Origin of the sequence: Nocardia panacis, from assembly GCF_003598715.1 — a bacterium.
In the GTDB taxonomy this organism is placed as follows: domain Bacteria; phylum Actinomycetota; class Actinomycetes; order Mycobacteriales; family Mycobacteriaceae; genus Nocardia; species Nocardia panacis.
Genome location: NZ_QZFU01000033.1, coordinates 1 through 14,079, shown reverse-complemented (window position 1 = coordinate 14,079; position 14,079 = coordinate 1). Strand labels below are relative to the sequence as shown.

Annotated in this window: 19 protein-coding genes; 16 read left to right on the top strand and 3 right to left on the bottom strand. The window is 64.7% G+C overall.

The features are described 5' to 3' along the window. Positions 1-63 precede the first annotated feature (63 nt). Positions 64-294: a hypothetical protein gene (locus D5S18_RS24925; RefSeq protein WP_120043528.1), complete on the bottom strand. Its 231-nt coding sequence runs from the start codon at positions 292-294 to the stop codon at positions 64-66. Between the two features lie 363 nt (positions 295-657). Here D5S18_RS24925 and D5S18_RS24920 point away from each other — a divergent pair, with 363 nt between their 5' ends. The 11 genes from D5S18_RS24920 to D5S18_RS24870 all read left to right on the top strand — a co-directional run bounded on the left by D5S18_RS24920 (position 658) and on the right by D5S18_RS24870 (position 8,995). Then, positions 658-1,158, top strand: coding sequence for a hypothetical protein (locus D5S18_RS24920; protein WP_147404137.1), 501 nt, complete (start codon positions 658-660; stop codon positions 1,156-1,158). 439 nt (positions 1,159-1,597) lie between these two features. Then, entirely contained in the window at positions 1,598-1,861 is a 264-nt protein-coding gene (locus D5S18_RS24910) for a hypothetical protein (RefSeq protein ID WP_120043525.1), read from the top strand. Between the two features lie 70 nt (positions 1,862-1,931). Then, positions 1,932-2,318, top strand: a complete 387-nt coding sequence (locus tag D5S18_RS24905; protein WP_120043524.1) for a hypothetical protein — start codon at positions 1,932-1,934, stop codon at positions 2,316-2,318. A 136-nt stretch (positions 2,319-2,454) separates the two neighbouring features. After that, on the top strand, positions 2,455-2,817 hold the full coding sequence (locus D5S18_RS24900) for a hypothetical protein (RefSeq protein ID WP_120043523.1): 363 nt from the start codon (positions 2,455-2,457) through the stop codon (positions 2,815-2,817). Positions 2,818-2,915: 98 nt separating this feature from the next. Next, positions 2,916-3,299, top strand: a complete 384-nt coding sequence (locus D5S18_RS24895) for a helix-turn-helix domain-containing protein (RefSeq protein WP_120043522.1) — start codon at positions 2,916-2,918, stop codon at positions 3,297-3,299. Positions 3,300-3,335: 36 nt separating this feature from the next. Further along, a complete protein-coding gene (locus D5S18_RS24890) occupies positions 3,336-4,895 on the top strand; it encodes a hypothetical protein (protein ID WP_120043521.1) in 1,560 nt (519 codons plus the stop codon). Positions 4,896-5,020: 125 nt separating this feature from the next. Further along, positions 5,021-5,494, top strand: a complete 474-nt coding sequence (locus D5S18_RS24885; RefSeq protein ID WP_120043520.1) for a hypothetical protein — start codon at positions 5,021-5,023, stop codon at positions 5,492-5,494. Between the two features lie 85 nt (positions 5,495-5,579). After that, complete coding sequence (locus D5S18_RS24880) at positions 5,580-5,918, top strand: hypothetical protein (protein WP_147404135.1); 339 nt, start codon at positions 5,580-5,582, stop codon at positions 5,916-5,918. A 2-nt stretch (positions 5,919-5,920) separates the two neighbouring features. Beyond that, complete coding sequence (locus D5S18_RS24875; protein ID WP_120043518.1) at positions 5,921-6,166, top strand: hypothetical protein; 246 nt, start codon at positions 5,921-5,923, stop codon at positions 6,164-6,166. Positions 6,167-6,199: 33 nt separating this feature from the next. After that, positions 6,200-6,580, top strand: a complete 381-nt coding sequence (locus D5S18_RS35900; protein WP_345789815.1) for a DUF6283 family protein — start codon at positions 6,200-6,202, stop codon at positions 6,578-6,580. A gap of 99 nt (positions 6,581-6,679) precedes the next feature. Further along, positions 6,680-8,995: a hypothetical protein gene (locus D5S18_RS24870; RefSeq protein WP_147404133.1), complete on the top strand. Its 2,316-nt coding sequence runs from the start codon at positions 6,680-6,682 to the stop codon at positions 8,993-8,995. 23 nt (positions 8,996-9,018) lie between these two features. Here D5S18_RS24870 and istB read toward each other — a convergent pair whose 3' ends face one another. Further along, positions 9,019-9,810: an IS21-like element helper ATPase IstB gene (gene istB, locus D5S18_RS24865; protein WP_120043516.1), complete on the bottom strand. Its 792-nt coding sequence runs from the start codon at positions 9,808-9,810 to the stop codon at positions 9,019-9,021. After that, a complete protein-coding gene (gene istA, locus D5S18_RS24860; RefSeq protein ID WP_439651170.1) occupies positions 9,807-11,426 on the bottom strand; it encodes an IS21 family transposase in 1,620 nt (539 codons plus the stop codon). Before istA ends, istB begins: the two co-directional genes overlap by 4 nt. A 223-nt stretch (positions 11,427-11,649) precedes the next feature. Between istA and D5S18_RS36725 the strand changes: the two genes are divergently transcribed. From D5S18_RS36725 to D5S18_RS24840, 5 genes are all read left to right on the top strand, one after another. Continuing rightward, entirely contained in the window at positions 11,650-11,826 is a 177-nt protein-coding gene (locus D5S18_RS36725; protein WP_158607949.1) for a hypothetical protein, read from the top strand. A 39-nt stretch (positions 11,827-11,865) separates the two neighbouring features. After that, positions 11,866-12,174: a hypothetical protein gene (locus tag D5S18_RS24855; protein WP_147404131.1), complete on the top strand. Its 309-nt coding sequence runs from the start codon at positions 11,866-11,868 to the stop codon at positions 12,172-12,174. A 79-nt stretch (positions 12,175-12,253) separates the two neighbouring features. Beyond that, positions 12,254-12,637: a hypothetical protein gene (locus D5S18_RS24850; protein ID WP_120043514.1), complete on the top strand. Its 384-nt coding sequence runs from the start codon at positions 12,254-12,256 to the stop codon at positions 12,635-12,637. Positions 12,638-12,701: 64 nt separating this feature from the next. Continuing rightward, on the top strand, positions 12,702-13,004 hold the full coding sequence (locus tag D5S18_RS24845) for a hypothetical protein (protein ID WP_120043513.1): 303 nt from the start codon (positions 12,702-12,704) through the stop codon (positions 13,002-13,004). A gap of 144 nt (positions 13,005-13,148) precedes the next feature. Next, positions 13,149-13,622, top strand: a complete 474-nt coding sequence (locus D5S18_RS24840) for a hypothetical protein (protein ID WP_120043512.1) — start codon at positions 13,149-13,151, stop codon at positions 13,620-13,622. Positions 13,623-14,079: the final 457 nt, after the last annotated feature.

The following is a 14,079-nucleotide window of genomic DNA, read 5'->3' as shown; positions in this document are numbered from 1 at the left end:
GCTACACCTGCATTTGGGCGTGATGCAGCACCTACCCAAAGTTGATCCACCTCGGGTGGATCGCTACAGGAGCGTTCCTCCGTAGTGGCCGTCCATCATGACATTCAGCTCGGCCAGATCCGGATGGTCGGCCACGTCCCGATTGACACCGGACCGGAAGGCGTTGCAGAGCCTCCGACAACTCGCAGCAGCCTCCAGCTTGGCGGCGCGGAATCGCAGAGCGGAAGCCTGCACCTCGTGCATCTGGGCGGCGAGGCGCAACAACCGCGGCCGCAGGTCTGGTTCGTCGTTCATAGCCGGATTCTTCCCCATCAACAGCACACTGGGGCGTACAGCCTGAGATCAGTCGCGACCAGCACGACAAGCAGCGAAATCCGGTGACCTGCCGCAGATCCCGTCGCCTGCACACCCAGTTCCTAGCCTCCAGCCATATGGCCAGCTTCACCGCAACTTGGTGCGCGCACGAAACCACCGACCGCGACGACGGTTCGGCAAATGTTCGCGCGAACACATCGCGAACTTCCGCCGAAGTTCGCCGACCCCGCCCCGACCCGACCCGACCAATAGAACCAACGTGTCACTTCGGGCGGCACTCTCACGGATGTAGCGCGAGCGGGGACCAACAGCCGCGTAGCTCTGCGGTCAGGGGTGATGCGGGTGGCGCGTAAAGGCAAGGCGGGCGGGCGAGTCGACCCGGAAGTGCAAGCCCGCCAGCAACGCTGTCTCGACTTGAAGGTCCGCGGCCTGCCCTACGCGGATATCGCCGAACGCGAAGGATATGCGAGTGAGTCCGGTGCGCGGGCGGCTGTGGAGGCGGCGCTCATGCGGGCGGCGGCGGAGGCGGCGGAGGTTGTGCGGCCGTTGATGATCGCGCGCGCGGAGCGGCTATGGGAGCACGGGTTGGGTGTGATGCTGGAGGGCCGCAACGACGGCGACATGGAGCGGTATAGCAAGGGGGCCGCGGTCGCCGATCGCGCGCTCGCACGGCTGATGAAGCTTCACGGCCTCGATACGCCGGACGTGGCACTGCATGTCGGGGCAGGTGCGGGTGATCTGGAGCGGTTGAAGGCGGATTTTCTGCTGGAGATCACGCGGGCGGGTGGTGGTGTGGTGGATGCGGAGCTGGTGGAACCGGGCGGCGATGGGTGTACGGAGTGATAGCCGCCATCGGGTTTCGCGGGGTTGGGGGTGTTCGGCGAAGGGGGTTCGATCTGGGGTAAGTCTCCGAATTTTCGGGGCGAGACTCCAGTGGGTGAGTGATCGCTGAATCGTTGCCTAGGTTCGGCGGCTCGAATTGCCCACCCCGCCAACGCATCCCACTTGTCAACACATACATAGGTGTGTATTATTGAGTCTATTGGAGCGGATTAGCCGCCACTGAACCGGAGGAGCCGGAAATGATTCTCTATCACTGCAAACGCATCAATCGCTTCACGATCGCACGGATACGGAACTCTCTCGCATTTTCACTCACATTGGTAGGTATATTTCTGGCCGCTATGGCCGCGATCGTTCCTGCCGTCATCGGGACCAGCGCGGGCGTGGTTGTGCCCGCCCTCGCGGTCGTGGTGGCAGGTCTCGCCACGGTGGTGCTGCTGTGAGCCGCGCAGGCTATCGCTTCGCCGATGGCCGTCCCGCATCCGACGACGAAATGGAATGCGTCGCTGTCGCTTTCGGCTTCGCAGGGATAGACCACCTGCGGCGCGTGATGCTCGCCGCAGACGCGCGGCGCGCAGGAGCATCCCCCGCGGCAGCCGAGCGGATCGCCGCCAAGGCCGCGCGGGAAATCGAACTGGCGGAATTCAGCCTGCGGGCCGAGCCGGTGCGCCGTCGGAGTCAACAGCGTCGGACAGCCGTATAGACAATACACGCTATAGTGTGTATTATTTTCGGTGTCGGAGCAAGCCGACACGAACCGGAGGAGCCGGAAAATGACCATCACTTTGCCGACCGCCTTGACCGATCTCGGCGAAATCGGAGCCATCGCTCGCGCCGAGATCGAGGAGTACGGCCACTACCGAGGCGACACCGCCGCCGCTATCGAATCGGCGTACGAATCCGCCTGGAACGCGGGCGCGGACGAAGGTGTCGCGGAAGCCGCCTTCCAAATCGGCTATGACCCTGACGAGGCACTTTCGCCCTGGCGTGAACTCGTCACGGTCGGAGCCAAGGCCCGCGCCGAATACGAGGACGGATACCCAGAGCTGCGGTCAACCGTGGATGTGGTCGCCCGCGCATTCGACCGCGCCACACGCGCGGGCATGTCGATGGAGGACGCGAACGCCTTCTATCAGCGCGGTATCGATCGCGGCATCTGAGCAGAAAGTCCCGGCCCGCCTCCTGCGGGCCGGGGTTGGCCAATCTTCACGAACCCTATCTAGTCAATACACACTAATGCGTGTATAGTAAATGTTATTGGAGCGGATCAGCCGCCACCGAACCGGAGGAGCCGGAATGAACACCACCATCCACCACGCCGCCGAGATCGCCGCCGCCCTCGGCATCTGGGCCAACCCCCGCATCCGCATCGAAGTCACAGACAGCGGCTGGGACAACGCCTGCTGCGAAGAGACCGGCCGGCCCGGCGCGGTCCTGGTCGAATGGTCCACCAGCGAAGAAGGCGGATACACCACCACCGACCGCTGCCTGTCCGGCGACATCGCGGGCGACTACATCAACGCCCTCCAGATCGGTGACCAAATCGATTGGGAAGATGGAATCGACGTCAAGATCGCTCGCACCTACCTGCGGTTCGTACATCCCACCCTGGCCGATATCGCCCGCCAGGTGGACACTCCCACCCAGATAGCGGCGTGACCGTACGCCACTCCCTGACCCCATGGCGACACCGCACCACGTGCCACCATGGGGTCCAGCACTCTCGAGGGGCGAGAGCGCTGGACGAAAGGGAGTCGATGACCCACCCCGCCCGCGAGCACGGTCGCAGCGCACGGATGGTCGCCAGCCGCCGATACCTCGGCCTCGAGCAGCAAGATATGGCCGAGCAGTTCGGCGTCCGGCTCGGCACCTACCAAAGTTGGGAGTCGGGACGCGACCCCATCCCCGTCACCATCTGGGCCGAACTGGACAACATAATGGCCAAGCTGGACGAGGAAGCGGCGGAAGTGGTCGCGGCGGCGGCCGAGCAACCGAACGCCGAACGGGTCCGCGTCAGGATATGGCGCGGCGCACGCACCCATAAACCAGGCCACCTGTGGCGGCAGCGAGTAGTAGCCGAAGCGATGCGACGCGACCCACGAATCGAACCCGTTTTCCCCGAAGACGATCAGGACGACTGACGACGCTGGGCATATCCCTCGGGTAGAAGGCTGAGCATGACCGACATTTGGGAACGCGCCGCGAAACTACCGCCGTCCCAGCGGGCGGCATTCGCCACCTGGGCGCGGCAGAACATGATCCGCGCCCAGGTCGCCCACGTCTACCCGTCCGCCGGAGCACTCGCGCAAGCGCTCGACCCGACCACGATCCAGACGCCCGACCTGGCGATGATCGATGACGCGTTGGAATGGGCGTTCACAACACCCGCCGCCCGACTGATGATCTCGAAACCATCCCAGACCGGGAAGTCGCAACGCGTAGTGAAATGGGGCGTCACGCGAGCGCTCCAGCTAAACCCGGACTGGCGGATCATCATCGCCACCCACAGCGAAGACCTGGCCCGCACACACAGCGAGGAAATCCGCACCGTCCTGCGCACCCACGGCACCGGTGCCCGCGACGCCGTGACCGGCCTTCCACTCCCAGACCGGCTTGGACTCGGCATCGGCGACAAGTCCGCCGCGACCCGATGGCAACTCGCCGGCCATCGCGGCGGAGTATTCGCGTGCGGTGTCGGCACAGCGCTACCCGGCCGCCCCGCCGACTGCATGATCCTCGATGACCTGTACGCGGACATGCTCGCAGCCGACTCACCCGCAGAGCGACGGCGCGTCAACCTGTGGTGGGATTCCGTGGCATCCCAACGGCCAGGGCCGGACGCGCCGATCATCTTCATCGGCACCCGATGGAACGAACAGGACGCGCACGCCTACCTGATGGGTCAGGAGCCAGGCCGGTGGCGGGTCCTGAACTTCCCCGCCATCGCCGAACCGGGCGTGCCAGATGCGCTCGGACGGGAACCCGGTGTGCCACTGGAGAACCCGCGCGGGCGAACCGACTGGGAAAAGATCCGAGCGACGAAACCGGCCCGCGTTTGGTCCTCGATGTACCAAGGCAGTCCCACCCCGGCCGATGGCGCCCTGTTCAACGCGCAATGGTTCGAGACCTACCGCCTACCGTCCGCACCGTCGTTGTACCGGCGGATCGTGGGCGTCGACCCGGCCGAGACGGGGCAGGGCGACGAAGCGGGCATCATCGCTGCGGGCCTCACCGGTGACGGCACCGTGATTCTCACCGATGACTGGTCCGGACAACTCAGCTCGGCACAGTGGCCGCGCCAAGCATGTCTGCTCGCACTACACACCGGAGCGACCGAATTGGTATTCGAGGCGTATTCGGCCGCGGTCGCCTATAACCGGCTACTCAAGCGCGCCTATGACGATCTCGTGGCCGAAGCGGACGGCGGCACCGTGGAAGGGATAGCGGTACCGCTGTCGCGTCCGTTCCACATCGCGGCATGGACGCGGTCCGGCAACGCGCTGATCCGGTCCACCGGGCTACGGCACGCGGTGAGCAACGGTCGCTGCCGTGTCCTGGCGCACCAACTGGCGACGATGGAGGCCCACGCGATCCGCTGGTTCGAGTCGCAGCACCAACCCGACCGGGTAGCCGCGGCGACCATCGCGTATGACGTGCTCGCAGGCGGCGGGGAGGTGTCCTCGTCGGCTCGGCCGGGCGGGTGGGGTGCCATGCCGGACGGCATCACCGGAAGGTGACTAGCGGGCATATCGGCGCTGATCTGTGGGCGGCTAGGTCGGCACACACCCCTTTGACTTTACGTACATAGGTGTGTATATTTAGTGGAGTCGGAGCAAGCCGACACAAACCGGAGGAGCCGGAAATGTCCGATACCGCCCGCATTCCCTGTATCAAACTGCCCAACGTGCACGCCGCCATGTACTTGATCGGCCTGCCGCTGCTTTCGATAGGTGACGCGGTCACCTACCACGGATCACACACCGTCGAACACGGCGAGGAATTCGTGGTCACAGGCGCAGACAACGGCCGCCTGCGCATCATGCACCGCCAATACGGCTACACCATGTCCCACGTGCGCCGCACCTCCGTAACCCCGACCGGGGACGTAGCGGACATGTGCGAGCAGTGCAAGCACCCCATCGACGGAGAGACCTGTGTGCGCAGCGATTGCCGTTGCCGCCATGTCGCGGCGGAGACGTTCGCCGAGCAGTTCGATGCAATTGCGGTCGGCACCGAACATGTAATCCGCGCCGACGACGGCACCCCCGTTGCGGTGATGCTGTCCGCCGCCGAGTATCTGCGCCTGCTCGAACAGGTCAACTGGGGCAAGAACTAACCCCGCCCGCGTCGTGGCCCGTCCCTATATCGGGCGGGCCACGACGCACGGCGAAACACCCTTCACCCACTGGATCAGGAGCGACATGTCCGCCTACCAGCCCACACCCGAGCAAGCCCAGATCATCGACGCCGGAGCAGAAACCGGCAAACCCAACACGCTAAAGGTAGCGGCCCAACAGGTCGAGTTCGAGGTGCTGCTCGACCTGTTCCTCGACGGAATGTGTTCCGGCGCTGCGAGTATCATCGCGCATTTCAACCCAACCCTGTCCGGCAGCGAGGTCGACCAGTCCGCCCGCGCGCTGCTCCGATCCTTCCCCGGCGACCCGCTCGCCCTTGAGTCTCTTCGGCACCACATCCGCCGCCGCCTCGACGGCCACACCACCGACGACGCCACCGAAGTTCGCGTTTACAGAAGCAAGTGACCATGTTGCCCAAGACCGCCAGATCCGGCCGAAAGCTGCTGCGGCGCTTCGCGGCCGAGGCCATCGACATCTACCCCACCCCGACCAGGCCCGGAAACGGCTTCTCCCGAGTCGATCTGGACCGGCTGCTCGATGACCAGTTCGTCACCGTCGGAGAGCATGCACGAGGGCTTGGCCGTCGTGTCCGGGTGACTGAACTCGGGCATGCCGTGCTCACCGCGCATTCGGAGGCAGCCGACCATGGCTGACCAGGACGACGCCGCACAGCCCCAAGGATCGCAATGCCCGAACTGATGGGGCCGCCCGCTCCGCGCCCTTGCGCTTCCTGCCCGTATCGCCGTGACGTGCCGTCCGGCATCTGGCACGAATCGGAATACAACAAACTCCGCTCCTACGACTTGGACACCGCCTATCAGCCCACGGCCCTGTTCGAATGTCACCAGACCGAGCCAGACACCCCGGCGGCCCGCATGTGCGCGGGCTGGGTCGGCTGCCTGGCTTTGGTCGTCAATTCTGGCGTCGTTTGGTCGTGGATCTCGGCAGCGGTCAGCGTCGTAACGACTCGTTTCCGATCGCGAATTTTGGCACCACTGGTGCACCCGTGTCCTGCTGCGAGCGGGTCCGCGGTTCCAGTCGCACGGGTAGGTAGTTCAGATGAATGATCGCGATAGTCCCGATGCCACCGACATCCCCAACGGCGGGAAGCTGAGGATCTTGGCTTCGGTCAACATGGTGTGTCAGGCAAAGGAAGGGCCACGCGATTGGACAGCAAGCCAGGACAGGCCCGTGCACGGGAGGAGGCTCTCACGCGGTGGCTCAAGGGTATCTGCACCACCTATGACTTGATGGATCTGGTGATTCCCGACGATGTGGTATTAGACCATTCGGCACAGTCGCTGGAGATGTTCGTCGACGTCATGGATGACGTCGACGACGTGCCCGATTTCGACGAGGCCGCAGCCGCCTACATCGGTCAGACTTTGCTGGTACTGGCCGGCGGTGAGTGGGGGTGGGACGACGCACCCGATTCCAGCACTTTCGGCCAGCCGCTGGTTGTGCCCTCCCCGGAGCTGGGACTTGCGCCGCTCGCACCGATCGCCCTGATGGGTGAAGGCGACAACGCCATCATCGATACCTATGTCTGCTGGGAGCAGGCAGTCAACCGTCACACTGCGGCACATCCGGATTGGCGGCCAGTCAAGGCGCACACGCCAGGGTTGGACCTTCCGACCGAAACCAGTGACAGTAATTGTGACCGGCTTTCCGCCTGGCTGGTCCAGCGTGAGCGAGGATTTCCCCACTGGGTGGCCGTCTACGGGTCCGGCACTGAATGGGACTTCTCGCCGTCGACCCTCGACGATCTCGCTGGCGTTCTGTTTCGGGTGACACCGACACCCGAGCAGTTCGGCGATCCAACGAACGCCGAGTTCGTGGAGAGCGCCACGTGGTATCTCGGCGAGACGATGCGGCGCGCGGATCCTGGCGAATGGATTGCGGGAGAACGCAACTTTCACCTGCGCAAGCATCCGGGCGACGACTGGTCGCCGACACCGAAACTCGACCTCGAGGGAGCCGTCCGGGACGGCAATCCCCTGCGGCTGCACAACGCGTTCCGAGAATGGACGACTCCGTGCGACGCCACGGATCGGCCCGAGCCCGAGTATCGGTGGACCGGTACGGCCTGGCAGACACCGGTGCACGACTGGGTCGAATCGATCGCCGCCCGCATCGACACCCTGGCTGGTGTCATACCGTCCATCGTCCTGGACTATTCGGCGGAATCTCTCCACCGACTCGAGGCGTATTGCCACACAGCAGGCACTGATCTGGGACGGGATCTGGCCGAGAATCTTGGTGCATACGTCGGCGAGGCACTGCTGCGAATCGAGGGTGGCTGCTGGACCCTCGACGAAGCGCCCCGCAGTGTCTCGTTCGGCCGACCTGTCGTGCACGGTGACCGCTATATGTCGGGCCAGGTCTCGCCGATCGACCTGGTATTGATGGCCTGCCGGTGGTCCGCCCCCGGCGCGCTCACTCACGCCTATAAGGCATGTGAACGGTTAGCCGCCGAACAGGTAGCAAAAGACCCCTCATGGCATCCCACGAGAGAACCCACGCCCGGCCTGGACCCGGCACCTGCACCGACTCTCGTCGAATCCTGGTGCACCGCACGCGAGCATGACTTCCCTGCCTGGACCGCCCGATACGGTGCGGGCCGGACCTGGGATTTCTCCCGCAATTCGCTCGTCGACCTCGCCGATGTCGTGCTCACGATCCTGCCGACCGTGACCCAGTTCCAGGATCCCGCGCATGCGGCATTCGTCGACGAGGCCGCCTGGTATTACGGCGAGGTCCTGCGCCGTGCCAAGCCCTCCCGATGGGATCACAACGACAACCTCGACGCCAACGACCGCTGGCACCGTCACGTGAGCGCGCTGGGGCCCGACACCGGCTTTCCGTTGAGTGTCTTCGTTGTTCAGGATCTGCATAGCATGGTGGCGGGACCGCTGCGGGATGGTCGCCATTTCTGGCCCCCGGACCTGATCGAGCGACGCCCGAAAGCACTACGCGGCCATTTCGACTCCTGGGTCACCGCGGCCTTGCGGGAGCGTGCCAAGGATGCCTTGCGTCGCAGGAACCGCAAGAAGTCCCGACGCAAGCAGCCCGACGCTGACTACGCGCTCACATGGACAACCACACAGGCACAGCAGTTTCCGGCATGGCGACAGCGCTACGGTACGACACTCGGGCGCGAGTTCTCCCCGGAGTCGCTCGACATGTTGGAGACCGTCCTGCGACAAATCACACCGACTCCGGAGGAATTGCTGGAAGACACCGAAAACGCCGAGTTCCTCGACGTCGCAGCGTGGTACTACGGTGAAACCGTTCGTCGTGCAACGCACCTCGCATGGAAATACGACCGCAACTACGGACCCGACTGCTACCTGAGCGACGACAACACCTCGCTCAATCCGGTATACGACCTCGCCGCAACCTACCGCTACTACGACATCGGCGCTCTCCGGGACAGATACGATCATCAGACCCGGCAATGTGGGAGAGCATCCCCACAGTAGCCAGGTTTCAGCAGAGGCGCTGGTCAGTGTCTGGTGGCGCGGGTGTGGGCGAGTCGGTAGGAGTCGGTGCCGGTTTCGATGATGTGGCCGCCGAAGGTGAGACGGTCGACGATCGCGGCACACAGGCGCGGGTCGGTGAAGGTTTTGGTCCAGCCGGCGAAGGATTCATTGGAAGCGATGGCCACAGAGTTCTTCTCCTCGCGTTCGGTCAGGACCTGGAACAGTAGTTCGGCACCACGTCGGTCGAGTTCCATGTAGCCGAGTTCGTCGATACAGAGCAGGTCGACGCGCCCGTAGCGGGCGATGGTTTTCGTGAGGACCTTCTCGTCTGCGGCTTCGACCAGTTCGTTGACCAGCTTGGTGGCCAGGGTGTACTTCACACGGAAGCCCTGCATGGCGGCCTCGGTGCCGAGGGCGATGAGCAGGTGCGATTTGCCGGTGCCGGAATCACCGATCAGGCACAGCGGCAAGCCTTTGCGGATCCAGTCGCAGGTGGCCAGGGTGTGGATTCCGGCGGGGTCGATGTTGGGGTTGGCGTCGAAGTCGAAGGCGCGCAACGATTTGTCGCGCGGGAAGCCCGCGGCGCGGATGCGGCGTTCGGACCGCCGTCGTGCACGGTCGTCACATTCGCCCAGGAGCAGCTCGGCCAGGAACGCGCGGTAGGACATCTGTTCTTTGGCTGCGGTGTCGGCGGTTTCGGTGAACTGGGTGCGGATGGTCGGCAGTCGCAGGACTCGGCAGGCTTGGTCGATGGCCGCGTCGGCGGCCTGCTCGGTCATGCCTTTGCGCCGTCCGATCACCGGAATGCCGGTCATGAGATACCTTTCTGAGCTCTGGGGAGGCGGAGGAGCTGGTCGTAGTGGGCAACAGAGGGGAGTGGGCGACGGTCCGCAGGTAGGTGCGCGAGGCGCCGCGCGGTCAGCGACGGGATCGGATCGATCTGTGCGTCCAGATCGGTAACTGTCTCGGGAACGGGCTGGGATTCGCTGATCTTGCGGGCTTCGAGGGCGACCGCGTCCGCAGTCAGTGCCCCGGACTGCAATGCGGCAGCCAGCGCATCGACGAGCAGATCGTGGGGCAGGTGTCGTTGCAGCAGCAGTACTTCGATCAGTGCGCGGGTGCCGTGGGAGTCACCGTGGGCTTTGCGGGCGGCTGCCCACCAGGATTCATGGATCGGGGTGAACTTTCCTGTCGCGCGGGCCTGTTCCAAAGCCGTCGCGCCCGGCAATGCCCCGGGTTTGCGCAGCAGCCCTTCCAGATAGTGGTCCAGTTCGAGGCGGGTTCCGCATTTGGCCAGCAGCCGCTCGTGGCGGGCGATCTCGGTCCGCTCGTCGTAAACGACCAGCTCCGAAGCGTGCAGCAGGACCCGGACCTGGCGGCCGATGTAGCGGACCGGGACCGAGTACTTGTTGGTACGCACCGAGATCTGGGAATAGCGGTCAACCCGCACGCTGAACCAGCGACCGGTCTCGAACGGCTCACTCGGCAACGGTGCCAGCAACGGCTGCTCCGCAGCGAACATCTCTCCGATCGTGCGAGCCCGCGATCCGATCCGCCGACCGTCATCGGCCGCGTCCCAGGCGTCGATCAATGCATTGAGCTGCGCGATCGAATCCACCTCGGGCACCGGGACCAGATGGTTGCGGCGGAACCAGCCGATCTGGCCCTCGACTCCGCCCTTCTCGTGCGCGCCTTCGATGCCCGGCTGGCAGTAGAACGGCTCCAGACCCAGATGCGAGCGGAACACTGTCCAACGCTCGGCCTCGACTCGAGCCCGGGTGAATCCAAGGACCTGCGCCACCGCAGAACGCAGATTGTCGTAGCGGACCTTCCCGGTCGGGACCCCACCCAGACTCTGCAGCGCGTGCAGGTGCCCCTCGAAAAACGCTTCCTGCCCGGCCGAGAGTGAGGCGCGGTGGATCGCCTTGCCCGAGAACGACATCCGGAAACAGAACAGATAGCACGTCACCAGCTCGCCACGCAGCCGGATAGTGATATCGCCGAAATCGACCTCGGCCTCCTCACCCGGACGATGGGTTTGAGCGATGAAAACTTTCGACGGCGCCTTGCCGGACTCCTGGAGTATCCGCGGGCGGCGTTCGCGAACATACCGTCCCACAACCGGATACGACACATCGCTCATGTGGTGTTCGTCGATCAGCCGGCGATAGATCCGCACCAGGGTGTGACGCTGTTTGCGCGGTGCGTCCAGATCAGCGATCAGGATCGCATCGATCACCGGCTTGAACGGATCCAGCTTCGAGCCCCGCGCCGGATACTGCTTGCGCTGCGCCGGCCACGCCGAGCCCGCCGCCTCGCGCACCGTCCGATAGTTCACCCCGTGCCTACGTTGAATCGCCCTGTTCGACAGGCCATCACGCAAGTCCCGGCGTATCGCGGCGAACACCTCCGCCCGCGACACAATCCCCATCAGCGACTCCCTCACCCGAGCGCCGTCCGCCCAGGTCGGACGACCTCAACGGTGAAGCACGGTCATCCTGCCACGCAACCCCCACAGTGGTGCCCAAATTCACGACCACGAACATCGGACTCGGGCGTGTGGTGCCCACATTCACGACCAACCGACACTCACAACCACGACCAGAACCAGCTGCCATAGTGACGAGCTGCTGGCGCTACGCCTCGCGGTTCCGATGGGCGCGATCACTGCCGAAACTCACCGGGCCGCACTCGAATACGTCTCCCCGGTGCCGCTGTTCGCGTCCGGTGCCGCCGCCGCCGACCATGGGACGGCCGAGATCGCATCGCCCGGCCCTGCCGCCGTGCGAGCTGTCGACAAGATCACGCGCCGCCGATCGGACATCACCTAGCCGGATCTGGTTGCGCGGGTGGTGTTTACGGTCCGCGCCATGCCACACAGCACCCTCGCAACCCTGCTTGCACTCGCCGTGTACGTGCTTGCCTCCGCCCGTCTTACCCGCATCGTGGTCGCCGACAAGATCGGCGACCCGATCCGGAACGCCGCGATTCGCAGATTCGGCTCCGGCTCCATGTGGACGTTCTTGGTGCATTGCCCGTGGTGTTTCGGCTGGTGGGTGTGCGCAGTGCTCGCGTGGCCGACTGCGGTAGTGGCGGGTCTGCCGTGGTGGTGGGGGTTCGGGTTGTGGCCTGCGGGCAGCTATGTACTTGGTGTTCTGGCGCGGTGGGATTCGGAGTGAACAGTCGATTGCTAATACACGCATAAGCGTGTATAGTAAGTGGTGTCGGAACGAGCCGACATAAACCGGAGGAGCCGGAATGCGCCCCATCATCTCCACCATCGCCCGCGCCGCTGCCAAGGCCATCCGCAGCCGCATTACCCAGCTCGCGGCCCCGCTCATCGTCCGACACCGCAACGGCAACGTCATCACCGCCGCCATCGCGGACGGCAAACTGATCACTGTCACCGCCCACCTGGCCGTGCTCGGTGCCAGCGACGACACCCAACACCGCTACGGCTCCCACGCAGGCAAGAAGATCGCCGCCGCTCACCGCGCCCGCACCGGCCGCGCACCCCTGCGCATCTGGACCATCGCCAGCACCGGCTACCCGATCCACGTGTACGCGTACAGCCCGGCTGACCCGGCGTTGGCCGAAGGGCTGCGCGCGTACCCGCGTACCGCGCACCTGATCGCCGCCTGACCATCCTCTGCGGCCCGCGCACCTGGCGGGCCGCACACAGCTCGACAAACCATGGAAGGACCTGATGCGTACCATCCTGCTCGCAGACCCCTGCGTCGTCACTGGCTATGCCGACGCCCTCACGCCGGTCTACTACGGGACCGCCAAGCCCATCGGGATCGCACCCGGAACCAATATGGCCATCCGGTACCACGCGGGCCGCGCAACAGCGTCCCTGAGTGGCTGGAGCTTCGGGGCACCGGCCGGTGCCCTGACCTGCCGCATTCTCCACGGCGACATCCTGGTCATCGGGAGCCACCGGTTCCGAGTGCACTGTCCAGACGAATGGCCCGCCCGACCGCCCGAACTCCATCGCATCACCGCATAGGTAAAGAAGACCCTGACAGCCTCAAACCACTTGCGCTCGAATCGGTTCGCGTCAAGATCGTCAATCTGTAGCCCCACGGCCCGACCACTCTGCGGGTCGCCCATCGCACGACGGAATAGCCGTCACAAACCGGAGGAGCCGGACATGATTCTCTACACCCCCGCGCAGATCGCTGCAGCCCGAGCACTCGTCTCAGCAGACGAGGAAGTATGGGACTACCTCCACGACGAACCCCACAGCGAGGGCCGCGCACGCGACGAATGGGACGACGGCTACGAAGCCGCGTGCGCCCGACAGCAAGCCGCGGCGGGCGTATTCGCGCACCTGTTCGGCGATATCGACCCCTACAACGTGATTGAGGGCGCTCCCACCAACCCGCTGCACCCCACCGCACCGGGCGTGAGCGAGACCGGAGACGGCCGGTTCATCGCGGGGCCGGAACGACTGGGCCAAGACAAAGGTCTCTGGATGGTCGACCTGTACGACCCGCCGCTGCTGGAGCACGGCACCCGCAGAGTGCTCACAATCCGCGCCACCGGGTACGACCACGCACAGCAGCTCGTGGACCTCGCGAGCTGGGCACTCGGTGCCGGTGCCCGCACGGACGAAACCGCCTGAACGGCAATAGCTTAACAAACGCGCCAGCGGCCCGAAACCCAAAACGATTTTGGTGCGGGCCGCTGGCTTGATCAGGGAAATAGGCATGACAGCGGCAATGCAAAACCTCGAACGACAGGACATAGTCGAGGCGCAACTAACCAGGTCGCTCGGGCGGCGGAAACCGCACGGGCTTCGAGTACTTGACCTGTGCTGCGGCGCAGGAGGAGCCTCGGCCGGCTACTGGATGGCGGGATTTGATGTTGTCGGCGTCGACGTGAATCCACAGCCGCAGTATCCATTTCATTTCATCCAGGCCGACGCACAGACTGTTTCGTTGGATGGCTTCGACCTAGGTCGTGTCTCCCAATAGTTTCAGCCATTCAACGGCCAGGGCCATGACGATTCCGGCGCGGTAGGTCGAGGCGAGTTTGTCGTAACGGGTAGCGACACCGCGCCAGTGTTTCGCCTTGTTGAA

Excerpts from the sequence above, each read along its gene's own strand:
- D5S18_RS24855 (WP_147404131.1), top strand. The coding sequence starts at position 11,866 with ATGCCACACAGCACCCTCGCAACCCTGCTTGCACTCGCCGTGTACGTG.
- D5S18_RS35900 (WP_345789815.1), top strand. The coding sequence starts at position 6,200 with ATGCCCGAACTGATGGGGCCGCCCGCTCCGCGCCCTTGCGCTTCCTGC.
- D5S18_RS24925 (WP_120043528.1), bottom strand. The coding sequence starts at position 294 with ATGAACGACGAACCAGACCTGCGGCCGCGGTTGTTGCGCCTCGCCGCC.
- D5S18_RS24890 (WP_120043521.1), top strand. The coding sequence starts at position 3,336 with ATGACCGACATTTGGGAACGCGCCGCGAAACTACCGCCGTCCCAGCGG.
- D5S18_RS24875 (WP_120043518.1), top strand. The coding sequence starts at position 5,921 with ATGTTGCCCAAGACCGCCAGATCCGGCCGAAAGCTGCTGCGGCGCTTC.
- D5S18_RS24895 (WP_120043522.1), top strand. The coding sequence starts at position 2,916 with ATGACCCACCCCGCCCGCGAGCACGGTCGCAGCGCACGGATGGTCGCC.
- D5S18_RS36725 (WP_158607949.1), top strand. The coding sequence starts at position 11,650 with ATGGGCGCGATCACTGCCGAAACTCACCGGGCCGCACTCGAATACGTC.
- D5S18_RS24845 (WP_120043513.1), top strand. The coding sequence starts at position 12,702 with ATGCGTACCATCCTGCTCGCAGACCCCTGCGTCGTCACTGGCTATGCC.
- D5S18_RS24850 (WP_120043514.1), top strand. The coding sequence starts at position 12,254 with ATGCGCCCCATCATCTCCACCATCGCCCGCGCCGCTGCCAAGGCCATC.
- istA (WP_439651170.1), bottom strand. The coding sequence starts at position 11,426 with ATGGGGATTGTGTCGCGGGCGGAGGTGTTCGCCGCGATACGCCGGGAC.
- D5S18_RS24900 (WP_120043523.1), top strand. The coding sequence starts at position 2,455 with ATGAACACCACCATCCACCACGCCGCCGAGATCGCCGCCGCCCTCGGC.
- D5S18_RS24885 (WP_120043520.1), top strand. The coding sequence starts at position 5,021 with ATGTCCGATACCGCCCGCATTCCCTGTATCAAACTGCCCAACGTGCAC.
- istB (WP_120043516.1), bottom strand. The coding sequence starts at position 9,810 with ATGACCGGCATTCCGGTGATCGGACGGCGCAAAGGCATGACCGAGCAG.
- D5S18_RS24880 (WP_147404135.1), top strand. The coding sequence starts at position 5,580 with ATGTCCGCCTACCAGCCCACACCCGAGCAAGCCCAGATCATCGACGCC.
- D5S18_RS24840 (WP_120043512.1), top strand. The coding sequence starts at position 13,149 with ATGATTCTCTACACCCCCGCGCAGATCGCTGCAGCCCGAGCACTCGTC.
- D5S18_RS24905 (WP_120043524.1), top strand. The coding sequence starts at position 1,932 with ATGACCATCACTTTGCCGACCGCCTTGACCGATCTCGGCGAAATCGGA.